Source organism: Thermosinus carboxydivorans Nor1 (assembly GCF_000169155.1).
GTDB classification, from domain to species: Bacteria; Bacillota; Negativicutes; order Sporomusales; family Thermosinaceae; genus Thermosinus; species Thermosinus carboxydivorans.
Window position 1 is genome coordinate 103,280 of record NZ_AAWL01000004.1, and the last position, 16,458, is coordinate 119,737.

At 52.1% G+C, this 16,458-nt stretch carries 18 protein-coding genes and 5 tRNA genes; 6 read left to right on the forward strand and 17 right to left on the reverse strand.

Features of this window, described 5'->3' with window-relative positions; all coding sequences use genetic code 11:
- Nucleotides 1-110 precede the first annotated feature (110 nt).
- The 6 genes from TCARDRAFT_RS15450 (at nucleotide 111) to TCARDRAFT_RS04560 (ending at nucleotide 4,570) form a co-directional block, all read left to right on the forward strand.
- Nucleotides 111-374, forward strand: coding sequence for a hypothetical protein (locus tag TCARDRAFT_RS15450; RefSeq protein ID WP_007288920.1), 264 nt, complete (start codon nucleotides 111-113; stop codon nucleotides 372-374).
- 113 nt (nucleotides 375-487) lie between these two features.
- Nucleotides 488-1,729 (forward strand): radical SAM/SPASM domain-containing protein, encoded by a 1,242-nt coding sequence (locus TCARDRAFT_RS04545; RefSeq protein WP_007288841.1) that lies wholly within the window; start codon nucleotides 488-490, stop codon nucleotides 1,727-1,729.
- 475 nt (nucleotides 1,730-2,204) lie between these two features.
- Nucleotides 2,205-3,587: a TrkH family potassium uptake protein gene (locus TCARDRAFT_RS04550; RefSeq protein ID WP_050769581.1), complete on the forward strand. Its 1,383-nt coding sequence runs from the start codon at nucleotides 2,205-2,207 to the stop codon at nucleotides 3,585-3,587.
- Nucleotides 3,588-3,618: 31 nt separating this feature from the next.
- Nucleotides 3,619-4,113 (forward strand): potassium channel family protein, encoded by a 495-nt coding sequence (locus tag TCARDRAFT_RS04555; RefSeq protein ID WP_007288843.1) that lies wholly within the window; start codon nucleotides 3,619-3,621, stop codon nucleotides 4,111-4,113.
- Complete coding sequence (locus TCARDRAFT_RS16475) at nucleotides 4,098-4,277, forward strand: cation:proton antiporter regulatory subunit (protein ID WP_007288844.1); 180 nt, start codon at nucleotides 4,098-4,100, stop codon at nucleotides 4,275-4,277. Before TCARDRAFT_RS04555 ends, TCARDRAFT_RS16475 begins: the two co-directional genes overlap by 16 nt.
- A 104-nt stretch (nucleotides 4,278-4,381) precedes the next feature.
- The gene (locus TCARDRAFT_RS04560; protein WP_040683054.1) at nucleotides 4,382-4,570 is read left to right on the forward strand and encodes a hypothetical protein; all 189 of its coding nucleotides are present in this window, start codon (nucleotides 4,382-4,384) and stop codon (nucleotides 4,568-4,570) included.
- A 157-nt stretch (nucleotides 4,571-4,727) separates the two neighbouring features.
- Here the strand turns inward: TCARDRAFT_RS04560 and TCARDRAFT_RS04565 are convergent.
- The 17 genes from TCARDRAFT_RS04565 to TCARDRAFT_RS15455 form a co-directional block, all read right to left on the reverse strand.
- Nucleotides 4,728-4,810, reverse strand: a tRNA-Leu gene (locus tag TCARDRAFT_RS04565).
- Between the two features lie 71 nt (nucleotides 4,811-4,881).
- Nucleotides 4,882-4,957: transfer RNA gene (locus tag TCARDRAFT_RS04570), tRNA-Lys, on the reverse strand.
- A gap of 4 nt (nucleotides 4,958-4,961) precedes the next feature.
- A tRNA-Gln gene (locus tag TCARDRAFT_RS04575) sits at nucleotides 4,962-5,037 on the reverse strand.
- 12 nt (nucleotides 5,038-5,049) lie between these two features.
- Nucleotides 5,050-5,126 (reverse strand) — tRNA-His (locus TCARDRAFT_RS04580).
- A 406-nt stretch (nucleotides 5,127-5,532) separates the two neighbouring features.
- Nucleotides 5,533-5,609: transfer RNA gene (locus TCARDRAFT_RS04585), tRNA-Arg, on the reverse strand.
- 270 nt (nucleotides 5,610-5,879) lie between these two features.
- Nucleotides 5,880-6,818 carry a cysteine synthase A gene (gene cysK, locus TCARDRAFT_RS04590; RefSeq protein ID WP_007288845.1) on the reverse strand — a complete coding sequence of 313 codons (939 nt, stop codon included), beginning with the start codon at nucleotides 6,816-6,818 and terminating at the stop codon, nucleotides 5,880-5,882.
- A 97-nt stretch (nucleotides 6,819-6,915) separates the two neighbouring features.
- Entirely contained in the window at nucleotides 6,916-7,611 is a 696-nt protein-coding gene (locus TCARDRAFT_RS04595; RefSeq protein WP_007288846.1) for a B3/B4 domain-containing protein, read from the reverse strand.
- A 141-nt stretch (nucleotides 7,612-7,752) separates the two neighbouring features.
- Nucleotides 7,753-8,991, reverse strand: coding sequence for a heavy metal translocating P-type ATPase (locus tag TCARDRAFT_RS16480; RefSeq protein ID WP_007288847.1), 1,239 nt, complete (start codon nucleotides 8,989-8,991; stop codon nucleotides 7,753-7,755).
- Between the two features lie 17 nt (nucleotides 8,992-9,008).
- Nucleotides 9,009-9,137 carry a hypothetical protein gene (locus TCARDRAFT_RS16485; RefSeq protein WP_332248960.1) on the reverse strand — a complete coding sequence of 43 codons (129 nt, stop codon included), beginning with the start codon at nucleotides 9,135-9,137 and terminating at the stop codon, nucleotides 9,009-9,011.
- Nucleotides 9,138-9,141: 4 nt separating this feature from the next.
- A complete protein-coding gene (locus TCARDRAFT_RS16490) occupies nucleotides 9,142-10,167 on the reverse strand; it encodes a heavy metal translocating P-type ATPase (protein WP_007288849.1) in 1,026 nt (341 codons plus the stop codon).
- Between the two features lie 18 nt (nucleotides 10,168-10,185).
- Entirely contained in the window at nucleotides 10,186-10,455 is a 270-nt protein-coding gene (locus TCARDRAFT_RS04605) for a metal-sensitive transcriptional regulator (protein ID WP_007288850.1), read from the reverse strand.
- Nucleotides 10,456-10,603: 148 nt separating this feature from the next.
- Nucleotides 10,604-11,899 (reverse strand): NPN-dependent 2-hydroxyacid racemase, LarAH10 family, encoded by a 1,296-nt coding sequence (gene larAH10, locus TCARDRAFT_RS04610; RefSeq protein ID WP_007288851.1) that lies wholly within the window; start codon nucleotides 11,897-11,899, stop codon nucleotides 10,604-10,606.
- Nucleotides 11,900-12,024: 125 nt separating this feature from the next.
- Entirely contained in the window at nucleotides 12,025-12,921 is an 897-nt protein-coding gene (locus tag TCARDRAFT_RS04615; protein WP_408643041.1) for an MFS transporter, read from the reverse strand.
- Entirely contained in the window at nucleotides 12,881-13,327 is a 447-nt protein-coding gene (locus TCARDRAFT_RS15960; RefSeq protein WP_007288921.1) for an MFS transporter, read from the reverse strand. The genes TCARDRAFT_RS04615 and TCARDRAFT_RS15960 overlap by 41 nt, the downstream gene beginning before the upstream one ends.
- A 985-nt stretch (nucleotides 13,328-14,312) precedes the next feature.
- Nucleotides 14,313-14,825 carry an HD domain-containing protein gene (locus tag TCARDRAFT_RS04620; protein ID WP_007288853.1) on the reverse strand — a complete coding sequence of 171 codons (513 nt, stop codon included), beginning with the start codon at nucleotides 14,823-14,825 and terminating at the stop codon, nucleotides 14,313-14,315.
- A 457-nt stretch (nucleotides 14,826-15,282) separates the two neighbouring features.
- Nucleotides 15,283-16,050: an SDR family NAD(P)-dependent oxidoreductase gene (locus TCARDRAFT_RS04625; protein ID WP_007288854.1), complete on the reverse strand. Its 768-nt coding sequence runs from the start codon at nucleotides 16,048-16,050 to the stop codon at nucleotides 15,283-15,285.
- Nucleotides 16,051-16,204: 154 nt separating this feature from the next.
- Nucleotides 16,205-16,357, reverse strand: coding sequence for a hypothetical protein (locus TCARDRAFT_RS15455; RefSeq protein WP_156784637.1), 153 nt, complete (start codon nucleotides 16,355-16,357; stop codon nucleotides 16,205-16,207).
- Nucleotides 16,358-16,458: the final 101 nt, after the last annotated feature.

The following is a 16,458-nucleotide window of genomic DNA, read 5'->3' on the forward strand; positions in this document are numbered from 1 at the left end:
ATGGCGTTTTGCCTGCGCTGTGTTAAAATCTTCACCCTATTTTACCCTTGTGCATATTATGTAACTAGAACGGGTAACCACCCGCAAAATCGGGGAGGTGAAATTAGGCAGTGGCTGATAAAAGAAAGCGCCCTCCTTGGGATGTCCCTGAAATTGATGACTGGAATTGGGACGAAGAGGAGGCAATGCGCGCCGGTGAGCGCCAATGCGTTCCTTTCTTCGGGTTGGGAATTGGTCTAGGCTTTATACTAGGCAATTGCCGCCCTCGTTTTGCCTGCCGTCCCCGCTACTGGTGGTATGGCTGTCGTCCTTACTTCTGGGGAGGTTACAGCTGCCGTCCCTATTACTGGGGCTATGGCTGCCTTCCTTTTTAAAACTTCATATTCCCCTTTCTCCCTGCGCCGCAAGCGGCGCCTTTTTTCTCTCCGCACCCCTACTGGCGCCGCCGCATATGATGTAGAAAAATGCGCTAAAGGAGGACAGTTCTTTGTATTATCGCCTTCACCCCTACTGCTACCTTGTCCGCGGGGCCAAGCGCGGCGCCATCTACAACCTGCAGACCGGCAAGGTGCATTCTATCAATAAAGGTGCCGTTGATTTTCTCTTTGCCTGCGAAAATAGTGCCCTGGAAGATCTGCTCGACCTCGCTTTGCCGGAAAACAAGCCGCAGCTGGCTTTTCTCGACAAGCTAACGGCCATGGGTCTGGGCTCGTTTTACCTGAGCCAACCGGCCGAGCGTCCGGCGCCGCCTCAAGTCGCGCCGCCCAAGCTGGAATTTGTCTGGCTGGAACTTACCGCGAGCTGCAATAACCGTTGCCTGCACTGCTACGCTACCAGCGGCCCCTGTGCCGGCTACGACGCCGTGCCCCACGACCGCTGGCTGTCCCTTATCACCGAAGCCCGGCAGGCCGGCGCCACGGCCATTCAGTTTATCGGCGGCGAGCCGCTGCTCTACCCCCGATGGCAAGAGTTAGCCCAGCGCGCCCGCCAGGACGGCTATGAATTCATTGAAATTTTTACGAACGCCACCCTCATTGACGACGACTGTATAAAGTTTGTTAAAGACAACCAAATCAATATTGCCACGACCATTTACGCCGCCAATGCTGCCGTCCATGACCGCGTCACCTTAAACCCCGGCAGCTTCAATCAGACGATGGCCGCCGTCCGTAAACTGTTGGCCGCCGGTGTACCTTTGCGCATCGCTTCCATTATCATGAAGGCCAATGAGGAAGAAGCTGAAAACATTATGAAACTATGCGAAGAATTAGGCGTGGAAGTGACGCCGCCTGACGTCGTTCGCCCCACCGGCCGCGGTGACAATAGCAAGCTGCTACCGGACAAATACCAAAAGCCTCCCATCAGACCGCCCTTTTTCACCGATGAGGAAAGCTTTTTCCGGGCCCAGTGCTATCACTCTTGTTTAGCCGGCAAAATTGCCATTACCGCCGCCGGTGACGTCATTCCCTGCATTTTCGCACGCGACCAGCTATGCGGCAATATTCTCCGCCAATCACTGGCTACCATCCTGGCAGGTCAAAAACTTGAGCAATGCTGGCGCACCACTAAGGACCAAGTGGAAAAGTGCCAGGACTGCGAATATCGCTACGCCTGCACCGATTGCCGTCCGCTGGCCCAGGGAAGCGATACCGCCAAACGTTGGCTCGCCTGCTCAAATGATTGCGACTATAATCCTTATACCGGAAACTGGAAAACGATTAAAGAGTGAGGAATTGCGTCAAAAGGAGCGACGGGCCTGCTTTTTTTTTATTTTCCGCCCGTCGCTACCTAAAACAGTGTCTTTGCCCTTTAAAACAGAACTTTCTTTCTGCCATCGTTGCGCTATAATCTATTTAGACTGCACGAGACTACAAGACCAAATTAGCTACGGCAATATAACCGCTGCGGTCTTTCTTTTTGCTTGCATTATAGTCTCTGCCCGATTGGCCTTAGGCCGCTCGACAGGGCATATCGTGGATATTGTGGTATTAACTAAAGAACCGTCAAGACTATAGTCGCAGCATGTCTGGCGACAAGCTACGGGGATTTGGTCCCGCGAGTTTGCAAGCCGGTGCGTGGGGCGCTAGGCCAGAGGGTTAGCACTTCGTTCGCGCCGGCTTTTTATATTTCACAAAGTACGGAGGAATATTAAAATGAGCGGATAGGCCCCGATTATGACGAGTTATTTTTCCATTCACCAATCCATGTTTGATGGGGGAATAATTTTGAGTATTGACCCAAGAACCGACGACCTGCTAGACATAGCGAAATGGCGGCTGACCCCATACCAGGTGCTGGTACTGGGGTTTGCCGGCTTAATCTTCGTCGGCGCCCTGCTGCTGACCTCCCCCCTGGCGTCGACCAGCGGTAAACCCACTCCGTTCGTTGACGCTCTCTTTACCGCCACTTCCGCCGTATGTGTTACCGGTCTGGTGGTGGTAGACACCGGTAGCCACTGGTCATTATTCGGGCAACTGGTCATTATCACTTTAATTCAGATAGGTGGCTTGGGCATCATGTCTATGGCCACCTTGATAGCGCTGCTGATCGGCAAAAAAATTCAGCTCCGCGAGCGGCTCATCATGCAGGAAGCGCTCAATCAGCTCACAATGGCCGGCGTGGTGCGCCTGATGATCTATGTCATGAAGACCACGTTCATCATTGAACTGATCGGCGGGACCATTCTCGCCATCCGCTGGTTTGCCGATTACGGTCCGCGAGGTATCTACTACGGGTACTGGCACGCCGTTTCCGCCTTTTGTAACGCCGGCTTTGACTTGTTTGGCGACTTTCGCAGTCTGACCGGTTATGTGGACGACTTAACCGTCAATATCGTCATTACCCTGCTCATCATTCTTGGCGGCATCGGCTTCACTGTCATTGCCGACGTGTGGGACAACCGCCGTTTCAGCAAGTTTTCGCTCCACACCAAACTTGTACTAACCGTATCCGCTTTTCTTATCATCTTCGGGGCGGCGGTAATTTCCCTGCTGGAATGGAATAACCCCGACACCCTCGGCGGCCTAAGCTGGCAAGGCAAACTCCTCGCCAGCTACTTTCAGTCCGTGACCCCCCGCACCGCCGGCTACAACACTCTCGATATTGGTAAGCTGGAAAGCGGCACCCTGTTTTTTCTAATCATATTAATGTTTATCGGCGCTTCACCGGCCTCAACCGGCGGCGGGGTTAAAACGTCAACATTCGGCGTATTGGTTCTCGCCATCGCCGCCCAAATCAGCGGCAAAAATGACGTTGAAATTTTTCAACGCCGCATTCCAGTAGCTACCGTTTACAAAGCCTTTACGGTTGTCTTTCTGTCAGCGCTGCTTGTCATATTGGTCACCCTGGCGCTAACCGTGACTGAGCAGGCGCCCTTTTTGAACATTTTATTCGAGGTTGTTTCCGCTTTCGGTACGGTTGGTTTATCAACAGGCATCACGCCGACACTGACAGTTGCCGGCAAACTTTGGCTTATACTCACCATGTTCGCCGGTCGCGTGGGACCGGTGACGCTGGCCCTGGCCATCGCTCTGCGGGCGCGCAAAGGCGCTTTACAGCTGCCAGAGGGCCGGGTTATTATCGGGTAATATCGTTACATAAGAGAGGTATTATATATTTATGAAAAGGAATAAAAGTTTCGCCGTTATTGGTCTTGGCCGCTTCGGCACCAGTGTTGCCCGAACGCTTTCCCGGCTGGGTTATGAAGTGCTGGCAATCGATACCGAGGAGGAACGGGTACAGCAGGTGGCCGACGAGGTTACTCATACCTACATCGCCGATACAACCGACGAGAATTCGCTTAAGGCGCTGGGCATCCGCAACTTTGATGTTGTCGTCGTAGCCATTGGCGAAGACATCCAGGCGAATGTCTTGACCACGCTGCTATTAAAAGACCTGGGAGTTAAATATATTGTCGCCAAGGCGCGCAATGAACTGCACGGCAAAATGCTGGCGAAAATTGGCGCCGACCGGGTAGTATATCCCGAACGGGATATGGGACAGCGAGTAGCGCACAATCTTGTCTCGACCAACGTCCTTGATTATATCGAACTGTCGCCCGACCTCAGCCTCATCGAACCAGCGCTCCCCGCTGCCTGGTGGGCAAAACACTAGCCGAATCGCGGCTGCGGGAAAAATATGATGCCAACGTCGTAGCCATTAAACGTGGTGAGCAAATTATTGTCCCGCCTAATCCCGGTGAAAAAATCCAAGCCGGCGACGTACTGATTGTCGTAGGCCGCAACGGTGGTCTGCAAAAATTGGAAGAGCTGGAATAATAATTTATGTCTTTATGCTAAAACTTCCAGGTATTTGTCCGTCATTGCAAGCGAAAATAAATAATGGACCCCAAACAAATCCACAAAGGAGGTCTTTCTAACACATGGCGGACAAACAAAAACTTGAGACCAGCAAATCCAAGTACGGCACCCTGACGGCGACGCAAGACGTTAATGGCGAATATACGTCGTCGGACACTTCCAAAACCAATACTGCCAGCAAGCAAAAAGCCAGTAAATCCGAATATGGCACCCTGACCGCCAAAGCTGACGCCAACAACGATTACGAATAATCACACCAAAAAGCTGCCCTCCCATGGGCAGCTTTTTTGGCAGCGTCCAGTAAAACACTGCCACTGGCTAGCCAAACGCCGCCGCTATCGTTATTTGCTGTACAAATTGAAAAAAGGCTTCACGACTAAAATACCGTGAAGCCTTATCTCTTTATATTGGTGCGGGCGAAGGGACTTGAACCCCCACGGTTGCCCAACGGATCCTAAGTCCGTCGCGTCTGCCAATTCCGCCACGCCCGCATACTAACTTAGATATGCCAATATCATATCACAGACGGCCAATATCTGTCAATTTTCCTCACACAAAGAAATGGTGACCCACGATGGACTCGAACCATCGACACCCTGATTAAAAGTCAGGTGCTCTACCAACTGAGCTAGTGGGTCACACTGGCAGGGGCGGCTGGACTCGAACCAACGCATGCGGGAGTCAAAGTCCCGTGCCTTACCAACTTGGCTACGCCCCTATATAAAACTTGTGGGGTGACTGGAGGGATTCGAACCCTCGAATAACGGAGCCACAATCCGCCGTGTTTGGCCTCTTCACCACAGCCACCATGATCATTTCTCGCGACGAAGTATATTCTATCAGACTTACCCAATTATGTCAAGCATAATTTTAATTATTTTCGTCGCGCCGCTACGAGTAGCAGCAACGGTAAGTATAGCAGACTTGCCCATTTGTCGCAAGACCTTTTTTCGACAAAATTGTTCGTTTAACCTATCTTTTTAGCGCCTTCTTTGCTATATCGGCCTTATGCAAAGCCGGGCACCATTTTATAAACAGCATTATCCGCCGACTTGCTTACACTTCGGAAACTTATAACATCGCCTGACCAGTTGTCTGCCAAACATAATTTCAAAACACTCCTGAATAGTAGGCGCTCCAGTCAAGCAAATCAAGAAAATAGTTACCTACGGCAAAAATAAAAAACCGCCGATCTTGGCGGTTATACTTGAAGTGGCGACCCCGGCAGGATTCGAACCTGCGACCTTTTGATTCGTAGTCAAACGCTCTATCCAACTGAGCTACGGAGTCACAGCAGATGTTGTTGACAGTTATTTATTATAGCCGTTCTACCCTATCTTGTCAACTTATTATTAATTGGAATTTCTGTTTCTGTCACTAACCAGCGAGCCGTTCCGACACAATTACAGGATTACAGCTGCCAGCGCGCAGTTCCTTTTCAACAGGCGCCATCTCCTATTCTGGGAAAAATCCACAGAAACAGTCTATGGCGCCGAGTTTCCAATAAGTACAACTCGCATCTAAAATAAACAGCCCTGCATAGCGCAGGGCCTTAAATAATCAATCTTCGAACTGAAACAGCGGCGTAGACAAATATCGCTCACCCGTATCAGGCAAGAGAACAACAATCGTTTTGCCCGCATTCTCGGACTGCTTCGCTAGTTCGGTAGCGGCAAAGAGAGCGGCGCCGCTGGAGATACCAACCAGCAGCCCTTCAGCCTTGGCTAACTTACGGGCCGTAGCGAAAGCTTCTTCCGTTTTTACTTTAACAATGCCGTCAATAATGCCGGTATTGAGTATAGGAGGGACAAAACCGGCGCCGATTCCCTGAAGCTTGTGGGGACCGGCCTGCCCCCCTGATAAGACCGGCGAATCGTAGGGCTCTACGGCGACAACCCGCACGTCTTTTTTGCGCTCCTTAAGCACTTCTCCTACGCCAGTAATCGTACCGCCAGTACCAACACCGGCGACAAATATGTCAACTTGTCCGTCTGTGTCACGCCAAATCTCCTCAGCTGTCGTCCGGCGGTGCATAGCGGGGTTAGCGGGGTTTTGAAACTGCTGAGGGATAAATGCGTTCGGCAATTCGGCCGCCAGTTCTTCCGCCTTACGGATGGCCCCCTTCATCCCCTCCGCGCCCGGCGTCAACACAAGCTCGGCGCCAAGGGCTTTCAGCAGACTGCGGCGTTCGACGCTCATAGTATCAGGCATGGTGAGAATGAGCCGGTAGCCTTTGGCCGCGGCGACAAAGGCCAGGCCGATGCCGGTATTGCCGCTAGTGGGCTCGATAATGACCGAGTCTTTATGGAGCAGCCCCCGCTCTTCGGCATCCTGGATCATGGCGTAGCCTACCCTGTCTTTAACACTGCCCAACGGGTTAAAATATTCCAACTTGGCGACAACGCGGGCCTTAAGCCCCTGGCGCTCGTTATAGTTCGCCAGCTCCAGCAGGGGTGTATTGCCAATTAGTTCGGTTAGATTTTTCGCAATTTTTGCCATAATGCACCTCTAATTCCTAGTATTCCAATCGGTTTATTAAAATTATAAACCGCCGAAAGTTTACCAGTCAAGTCTTGGCATAACTTTTCGCTTACCTCTAGTCCCACTCGGCAACGGGACAGTCACAGTCGACGAAAAACACGGTTGCCCGTCCGCCCAGCCTGGTGACGAGCTCGGCCAGCTCATCGCGAGCGGCTAAGACATCGGCTTTGTTAACATCGGCGAAACCGTCAATCGGGAAAAAGATATGCCGCGACTCAACAACGATCTTCGCTTTTTCGCCCTGTCGCCACACCCAGCGGCGCGTGCGCACCTCAACATCGTCGGCGTAAACAATCTCGCCGGGCGGCACAACTTCCGCCTGTTGTTCGCCGAACGGCGTGAACACGTCGCCTGCACGGCTTAGCCGCAGCCGCATATCCCCTGTCATGCGCTCCAGGTCATGCGCCCCCATGGGCAGCACATATTTAAGCGAAAGGGCATTAACCAGATCGACAATAGGATTAATTTGCGGCAAATGCCCGGATTTATAAACCCGGGTATGCAGCGCCTCCACCGAGCTTAAGAATTTGTTCGGGTTTAACTGCATTTTGGTAAACGCCTCGCGCCATACCCGGATTGACGGGTGGCTACGTACCCCGTCGGGAAATTTGGCCGGCGCCGCCGCCACCGCCGCCGTCAAGAGCCGGGCAACCATCTCTTGGTCCCGGGGCTGGAAATCCGCGGCCACGACGACGCCGAAACATGCCGTAGGAAAGAGCCGAAAAATATCCTCACTTACTTCAAAACGCACACTAATCCTCTCCTCTTGATACAATCGTTAGTATGCCCGGCTGGCCAGGCAATATCCCGTAATTTTCCAAATGTTCTGGCTGACGCCGCCGCTTTCCTGCCGCCAGGCAGCAAGAACCCCCGCAGTGCTCACGGTGGGACTCTAGGAAAGCTGCGGCCGGAACCGCCGCAGCCGCAGCGCGTTGGTTACCACGGAAACCGAACTGAAGGCCATGGCCGCGCCGGCAAGAACGGGCGACAGAAATCCGGCCGCGGCGATTGGAATCCCCAACAAATTATAGATAAGCGCCCAAAAGAGGTTTTGCTTAATATTGCGCATGGTAGCCTTGCTGAGCTGAATGGCAGCCACAATGCCGCGCAAATCGCCGCGTATGAGAGTAATATCGGCCGCCTCCATGGCCACATCCGTACCGGTGCCAATGGCAAAACCAACATCAGCGATAGCCAGCGCCGGCGCATCATTAATACCGTCGCCGACCATGCCCACCACTTTGCCCTGCTGTTTAAGTTCCTGCACTTTTTCCGCCTTATGCTCAGGCAGTACCTCGGCCAGGATATTGTCAACGCCCACCTCGCGCGCAATTGCCCGGGCCGTGCGTTCGTTATCCCCGGTAATCATCCAGACTTCCAGCCCCATTTTTTTTAGCTGCGCCACCGCTGCGGCCGAGTGTTCCTTGACGGTGTCGGCGACGGCAATCAAGGCGGCGGGTTTACCATCTACCGCCATAAGCATAACGGTTTTCCCTTGTTGTTCCAGAGCTTCCACCCGGCTGAGACTGACAGCGAAATCAACGCCGTTTTCCCGCATCAGTTTCCGCGTTCCTACCAGGACGGTTTTTCCGTCCACCTGTGCCCGCACGCCATGGCCGGGAATGGCGGCAAACTCCGCGGCATCACCGCTCGCCACCCCTTGGGCTTGCCCATGGCGAACAATGGCCTGGGCCAAGGGATGTTCCGAATTTTTCTCGGCTACCGCGGCCAAATGGAGCAGCTGGGTCTCAGTTTGGCCGTTTAGAGATACAATGTCCGTCACTGCCGGCTCACCTTTAGTTATCGTCCCCGTTTTGTCCAGAACAATCGCCGTTAGCCGGTGCGCGTTTTCCAGGTGCTCCGCTCCTTTTATCAGAATACCGTTCTCCGCCCCTTTACCGGTACCCACCATGATAGATGTAGGCGTGGCTAAACCAAGCGCACAGGGGCAGGCAATGACCAACACGGCCGTAAAGTTGACGAGGGCGCGAGAAAAGTTGCCGGGATCCAGGACAAAATACCAAACCAGAAAAGTAAGAACGGCCAAGGTTATTACCGCCGGCACAAAATAACCGGAAACGACGTCCGCAAACCGCTGGATGGGAGCTTTCGACCCCTGCGCCTCTTCCACGATGCGAATAATCTGGGCTAGGGCCGTATCCCTTGCCCCACCTTTGGGTTGCCCTTGAACTTAAAGGCGCCAAACTTGTTGATCGTGGCGCCGACCACCTCGTCGCCCACCTTTTTGTCGACGGGAATACTTTCCCCGGTCAACATTGACTCATCTACCGGTCGAAGTGCCTTCGACAATCACACCATCAACGGGAATTTTTTCGCCAGGACGGACGACAACGATATCCCCTGGCACGACCCCTTCCACTGGTACGTCCACTTCCTGCCCGTTCCGCACGACCCGCGCCGTTTTCGCCTGCAGGCCCATCAGCGCTTTGATCGCTTCTGACGTGCGGCCTTTGGCCCGTGCTTCCAGCAGTTTGCCCAGGATGATCAAGGTAATAAGAATGGCCGAAGTCTCAAAGTACAAGTCAGGCAAGCCACGCAGCACATTGGCAATGCTGTAAAAGTAAGCCGCTGAAGTCCCAAGTGCAACCAACACGTCCATATTGGCCCCGCCACCGCGCAGCGCTAAATAAGCGCCACGGTAAAACTGCCAGCCGGCGATAAACTGAACCGGCGTAGCCAACGCCCACTGCAGGTAAGGATTCATTAGCAGCTGGGCGGTAGCGCCGCCCACTCCGAGCATATGCAGCACCATCGCCCAGAGGAGCGGGAAAGAAAAAACAGCCGAAATAAGGAGGCGCAGCCGCTGGCTGCGGATTTCACTGTCTCGCGCCGCCTGTTCGCGGTCAATTTCCCGCGTGTCCGCCAGGCTATGGGCGCCAAAGCCCAGTCGCTCCACCAGCGCCTTAACTTCAGTTTCGGAGAGTTCGCCTGGGTTAAACTCCACGGTCGCCTTTTCCATGGCCAGGTTGACGACGGCCGAGTAGACGCCAGGCATGGCCGCCAACCCCTTCTCAATGCGCCGGGCACAGGCCGCGCAGCTCATACCGGTAATTTTAAATTCGGCTTTATCCTTAACGACCTGATAGCCCAGTTCTTCGACCTTAGCTGCCATATCGCGGAGGCTGATTTGGTCCTTGTCATAAGACACCGTCGCTTTTTCGGCAGCGAAGTTAACAACCGCTTTGGCCACGCCAGGCAGCGCTGCCAACCCCTTCTCCACGCGGCTAGCGCAGGCCGCACACGACATGCCGCTGATTTTTAAAGTTGCCGATTGCAAGTTTGCCATAATGCATACCTTCTTTCATCATCGCGTAAATTTATCGAGAAAATCCATCAGCTCATCAATGGCTTCGTTGGCCCGGTCCTGCTGAACAGCTGCCACTAGGCAGCTTTTGGCATGGCTCTCCAGGATGAGGAGCGCCACTTTATTAAGGGCGGCCCGGGCCGCTGTCACCTGTTGCAGAATATCCACGCAGTAGCGCCCTTCATCAAGCATTTTTTCAATACCGTTAATCTGCCCCCCAATCCGGCGCAACCGGACGCGGAGGACTTCTTTTTCCGCTTCTGTCAGCATTAAGTCACCCCCTATATACTATACCCCCGTATAGTATATAGTATAAACTTGCGGCGTTTTCCTGTCAATGTTTTTAGTGTGCCCGAAGGGCGGACAAACAATAAAACGCCCCCAGACAATTCCGGGGGCTGATAATAAGGCAGCGTCCTTATTCTTGCACCAGCGGCACCGTATTGGCGGCGTGGGGCATGACCGTAATGGTATAGTCTTTACGGCCCAGTTTTTGTTCGGCCAGGGCCATGGCCTCCTCAATGGTGGTTACGGCAATCATGCCGGCTTTTTCAACAAAGGCCTTGTTTTCCGGCAAAGTAACAACGATGTGCGGCACTTTTGCCGCCATGAGACCGCACTTGAGCGCGATGAAGCCTGGCACGGTGAAACCTTTGCGCAGCGCTACTTCTCGGTCGTACAGCGACTCGTAGTTAAACCAGCCGCTAAAATCAGGCGGCTCCATTATGTCACGGCATTCCAAGAGCAGGATGATAACACCGTCTTCTTTTACGGCCATGAAAGCGTTATCAATCGTTTTGGATCCCTGATAGAGGTTAATGTCTTTGGGGAAACCGCCGGCCGATGCAATAACCAAGTCGGCTTTGCCTCTGACCGGCACGCCGAAGATCTCCTCGACAGTCCGACAGCCTTCCCGCCAAGCATCATACCAGTGACCGGCCACAAACCGGGCGAACTGACCCTCGGGCGTAAACACGGCGTTGAGCAAGAAGGCAGGATTAAGCATGGCCGCCATTTCGGTCATATCTTCGTGCATATTGTTGCCTTCCAATTTACCGGAAACGCAGTGAGGGCTAATGCCCTTGCCCACTTCGTCATGGAGACAATAGCTATGATTGCCCTGAATGGTGGCATAACCTGACACACCGGGCATGATCGCCTTACGACCGCCGCCGAAACCAGCCATCAGATGGTAAACAATGCCGCCGGTAAGGATGACTTTGTCGGCATTGACAACATGTTTGTTGAGATAGGTCTCAACGCCGCGCGACGTTTTGCCGACATAAACAAAGTCCTCCTCATTTTGCGCATGGCTCTGGACAATCTCGACGCGGTCTACGACCTGCTGACCATAAACCATGACATTTTCCTTATCGGTGTGGTAACGGTGGGCGCCGAGACCAACAACCAGTTTGATGTCCTTGTCAGGCACACCAGCAGCATTGAGTTCATCAAGCAGCACCGGCAAAAACTGGTCATGTTTGACCCACAGGCGGGTAATGTCGCTGGCAATGATCGCGACTTTATCGCCCGCCTTCACCACTTCCTTCAGCGGCGGCGAACCGATAGGATTATTTAGCGCTTCCCGCACTGCCGCCGGCACATCGGTAATCGGGGCGACCTGCTTCCCCTCTACAACGTTGATAATTTTTTCCTCCGGCAGGGCGACTTTAATCTGGTTGTCGCCAAACCCCAGCGAAAACTCTTTTAACACGCAAACTCCCCCTTGTGTGGCATAATGGCATTAAGCCGCAGTGTCAAATACCATTAAATTCCTTTTTCGGCAGTGTCCTGCCTCATTCCTGCTTACCGGACTAAAAATACAATTGGCAGCCGCGACTAATATTTCTGCAGCGTCAGTACCGTCATACACAAGCACCCGACGACGGCTAGGCCCACCAAAAACATCAAACCGCCCACATAGCTGCCCGTCCAGGCGATAAAGAAGCCAATCAGCACTGGCGAAAAAGCCGATCCGCCGTTGGCCACGCCGTTCATCATGCCAGCGCCTGCGCCGACCGCCTTGCCAGGGACAATACGCTGCAAGATCGCCCAAGACGATGGCAAGCCGATAGCAATGGACGCGATGCCGGCCGAAATCATCAAGGCCGCCGTCATATTATCCGGCGCCATGGCGCCGAAATAAATCCCCAGGGCGGAACCGAGGTGCGCAACAGCCACGAAAGGCGCCCGCCGGCCCAGTTTATCAGCCAGATGGCCGAAGAAGAGGATACTGACAGCGCCTAAAATATAAGGTAGCGAAGAAAAGGCGCCCATTTGCGCCCAGGAAAAGCCGCGCGCCGCTTTCAAATAAGACGGCAGCCACGCCATCATGCCCCACCATACCGACGCAATACAGAAATAGTTGATGGTCAAGAGCCAGAAACGGTAGTTTAAAGCAAACGACTTAAGCCGCTCCGCAAGAGTCTCGGTCTTCAGGCATGCTTCTTCCTCAGCCTCGGCTTTCAGAGCCCTTTCGATGTATTCCAGTTCGGCTTGATTAACCCGCTTATGCTGGCGCGGATGGTCGGTAACATAAAACCACAAAAGGAATAGTGGTACCAGCCCCATGGCGGCGAGAACGAAAAAGCTCGGTCGCCAGCCCCAGGTGGACACGATCCAAGTAAAGAAAGGCATAGCGATGGCCGGCCCAACCATCAGCCCAATGAGCCACACGGCATTGGCTTTGCCGCGCTCATGCGGTGGGAACCAGTTCTTGACAAAGGTGCTCTGCATCGGCCAATGCATACCCTCGCCGATGCCCAAAATAACGCGGGCTACTAGCATGGGGTCCGTAAAAAGTGGTGGCAAAACCACCGATAAGGACCGATATCGTCCAAAGAAAGATGGATATGGACATAGCCTTGCGTGGGCCAATGTAATCGCCAAGAGGGCTTAAGACGACATTGGCTACGCCGTAAGCAATCAAAAATAAAGTCATAAGTAGTCCCATTTGCACTGGTTGCCCTTTGATGCCCATATCGGTTAAAAACGCGTTATCAGCCAATAACACGGAAACATTCACCCTATCCAGATAGGCAACCAATAAAGTGAACAGGAGAATCGCCACTAGCACCAGCCGTTGCCGGGTAGGTTTCACTGCTTCAAGACTCGCACCTGACACAGAATGGACCGTTTCCATTTTCTTATTCCTCCTTTTCGCTTGTTTTCGTCTAGCTTTTTGTTATTTTTGCCATCCTACCATCCTACTTACAATCCCTCTCTTCCCCCTTCCTTCGCTTTTGTTCAAGCCCCTTGACCATTTTAATTTGTAAAAAATAGAAAAACCCAGCAGAAAGTCGGCTGTAAACGACCTTCCGCTGGGGCTTTTACTCCCACGGTGTAACGCACTCCCTTGTGCGCCTGTACCGCTTGGTTCAGACCGGCTCTGAAGCCGCGGATCCCTAGGTACACTCGTTACTTTATGTACTCTGTATACAAACATTAATTTTATTTAAAATTATAAAGATCGTATCTACCTACGTCAATATCTTCTTAGCAAAATCTGTTTTGTAAAAATTAGCGTCTTTGTCTTTGTGATGATGATTTTTGTTTTACTTTGGCTTTGCTAAACATGTAAAAAAGGACAGGGCCCGATGCTTATAGCCGCAGCAACTTTCCTGAACGGCGTTCGTCTTTTTGGGCATCACGCAACACTTGCCTGATAGCGTCATCGCTTCAGCTTGACCATATACGGCCGTGCCACCTGCTTAAGTTCAAAACCCTGCTCCATCCGCGGGCTGATCATTAATTGATATTTTCTTCAACTGTCAAGTCTAAATACAAGCCAGACCGTTGGGGCATGTAGCTAATATAAAGGTAGATCCCTTTAGGTAGTCCCTTTTCTGAATTAAACGATTAACTTTCTCTAATTCATCATCATTCAGAGTTGCAAAAATAGGTACCAAACTGGCACAAATATGTTCTGCTTCTTTAGTATCCTTAACAGACATCGGTTGCACCTCAAATTAATCTTGCTAATTAATATAACTTAATGACGTTTGTCCGACAGTACCCAAATTTTCGCCCTGAAACCAAGTTACGGTCTCAGGGCAATAAGTATTTGAGCCAACCCGCACTTTAATGACGTCAATTACCCGCTTAACAGCCACCATTTTAGGCCTGAATTAATTGGTAGCGTCACTCTTATTTTTAAACATGCTTTCCAGATAAGCCCGTCCCGTTGCCGTTTTAAAATATTTTTCTTTTATTTTTTCAATTGCACTACTGTCGATACCATCCTCAAAAATATTTACCAAAAAGTCGGCTTCGACCAGAATTTGAAAATCAACTCCGTCAATTTGGGAATAGGTATGGTGATGGCCAATTAGATAACAAATTCGGTCTATCTGCTGCACAGAAAAAGCAAATTCTTGCAACAATTTGCGGGCTATCGGGGGGCCTTCGATTTCTTGATACGTTCCGGCGGAGGAATTGTACTTCCGTTCGCTTTCTTTTATGCCGATGTCATGTAAGATAGCTGCTATCTCTAAAACATCCTGTTCTTCCTTTGACAAGCCTTCCGCTTCTCCAATACTTTTGGCCAGTCCGTAAACCTTTAATGCGTGATTAATTCTTTTCACATCACCGTCAAAATACAGGACCATCTTGGCGATTACGGCGCCAGCAAAACTTGCCACAACTTTAACCTCTCTTCCGGTTGACATTATTTCATCTTTCCAAACGGTAATGGGACCAAATACAGTGTAGTCCTCTGATGGTACTGCCGCACCGGCAGCCGGGATAGCCGCATAAACGCGTACAAACGCTTGTCACTCCTGTCTTATCATCAGGCGAACCAGCGCGGTAACCAGTTTGCCTGGCTTCAAAAGGTAACCAGCCGTTATTGAAGTTATGCGTTCCAAGTTGGCAAAACCATTGCCAGATATTCATACCCATCAGCCCCTGGCCTTTACTGTTTCTTTGAAGCAATCTTGCCGCCTGATCTTTATTCGATTTACAATTTAATTACAATTTAATGGTAGCAAATTACCATGTTGTTTCATGTGATCTAAGTCACAAAACCGATTAAAAACCAGCCTCCACTAAACAACCTAAACACCTGAAGGCTTAATTCTCTTTCGTCCGACTTCCTGCCTATTCAGCATAAATCATTTTCACGGTCATGCCACCATCCACTACCAGGTTGGCGCCGGTAATAAACCCGGCTTCGGGCGAAGCCAGAAACAGACAGGCGGCGGCGATATCTTCCGGCCGGCCGACCCGTCCGGCCGGGTGTTGGGCATGATCGATGTCCCGTAGCTGGGCCGGCTGGCGGTTAGTCCGCTTTTGCCAAGGCGATACATCAATCCAGCCCGGGCTGATAGCGTTAACCCGTATCCCCTGCGGGCCCAGCGTGACGGCGAGAGAATGCGTAAGGGCCAGCAGCCCGCCCTTGGCGGCGGCGTAGGCATGCCAATCAGGTTCGGACATTAGGGCTCGCGTGGAAGCAATGTTGATGATCGCCGCGCCGCTGCTCATCAGCGGCGCGGCATATTTTACCACCAGATATTGGCCGCGCAGGTTGGTATTAACCACCGCGTCCCAGTCGCTCATTGGCGCAGCCAGCGGCGTTGGGCGGGAAACGCCCGCATTGTTGACAATAACCTGAATAGTTATCCCTTGCTCAATCAGACGCTGAACGCCAACCTTAACCTCGTCTTCCCGGGATATGTCCACCACCATAACCTGACATTCTCCACCCCGGTTGCGAATTAACTCAACCCGTTCGGCAGCAGCCTCCCCGTCTTTCTCCCAGATTATGACCCGGTCGCCCTTGGCGGCAAAGGCCTCGGCCACGGCGGCGCCAATCCCTTGGCCGCCCCCGGTGACCAGTACGGTGCGGGTTTGTCCTGTTTGTGGCATAAATACCCTCTCCTTCTTATACGCTACGCGAAATATTCTTTTCGCTTCCTTTCTCTTTCCTATTAACAAAGACCTGCTACACTCGCTTAATCAAAGATAAAAAAGGCGAGGCACATAAGCCTCGCGGGTGGCTGTTCCCAGCCAGGAGGGGCAGCTAATCCATTAATTCATTCCACATATACTTTGCAGTACCGTAGAGCAATGCGCCGGCCGCCATTATTTTTACCACTGACATGACGTCCACATCCATATCCATGTCCATCATTTTTTGCATCATGGACTTGCGGCGCTTCAATTTGCGAAACATGTGACCACCTCCATTAATATTGTTGCCCGGTGGTTTCGGTATCACTCCGCTAAGTTAGTGTAAAATTACTGTAAGATTTTGGGTAAACAAAAAAAGAAAAC

Coding starts and splice junctions, on each gene's coding strand:
- TCARDRAFT_RS04550 (WP_050769581.1), top strand. CDS start 2,205: ATGTTTGATGGGGGAATAATTTTGAGTATTGACCCAAGAACCGACGAC.
- TCARDRAFT_RS04555 (WP_007288843.1), top strand. CDS start 3,619: ATGAAAAGGAATAAAAGTTTCGCCGTTATTGGTCTTGGCCGCTTCGGC.
- TCARDRAFT_RS04560 (WP_040683054.1), top strand. CDS start 4,382: ATGGCGGACAAACAAAAACTTGAGACCAGCAAATCCAAGTACGGCACC.
- cysK (WP_007288845.1), bottom strand. CDS start 6,818: ATGGCAAAAATTGCGAAAAATCTAACCGAACTAATTGGCAATACACCC.
- TCARDRAFT_RS16485 (WP_332248960.1), bottom strand. CDS start 9,137: ATGTTGACCGGGGAAAGTATTCCCGTCGACAAAAAGGTGGGCGACGAG.
- TCARDRAFT_RS16490 (WP_007288849.1), bottom strand. CDS start 10,167: ATGGCAAACTTGCAATCGGCAACTTTAAAAATCAGCGGCATGTCGTGT.
- TCARDRAFT_RS04605 (WP_007288850.1), bottom strand. CDS start 10,455: ATGCTGACAGAAGCGGAAAAAGAAGTCCTCCGCGTCCGGTTGCGCCGG.
- TCARDRAFT_RS04615 (WP_408643041.1), bottom strand. CDS start 12,921: ATGCAGAGCACCTTTGTCAAGAACTGGTTCCCACCGCATGAGCGCGGC.
- TCARDRAFT_RS15960 (WP_007288921.1), bottom strand. CDS start 13,327: ATGGAAACGGTCCATTCTGTGTCAGGTGCGAGTCTTGAAGCAGTGAAA.
- TCARDRAFT_RS04625 (WP_007288854.1), bottom strand. CDS start 16,050: ATGCCACAAACAGGACAAACCCGCACCGTACTGGTCACCGGGGGCGGC.
- TCARDRAFT_RS15455 (WP_156784637.1), bottom strand. CDS start 16,357: ATGTTTCGCAAATTGAAGCGCCGCAAGTCCATGATGCAAAAAATGATG.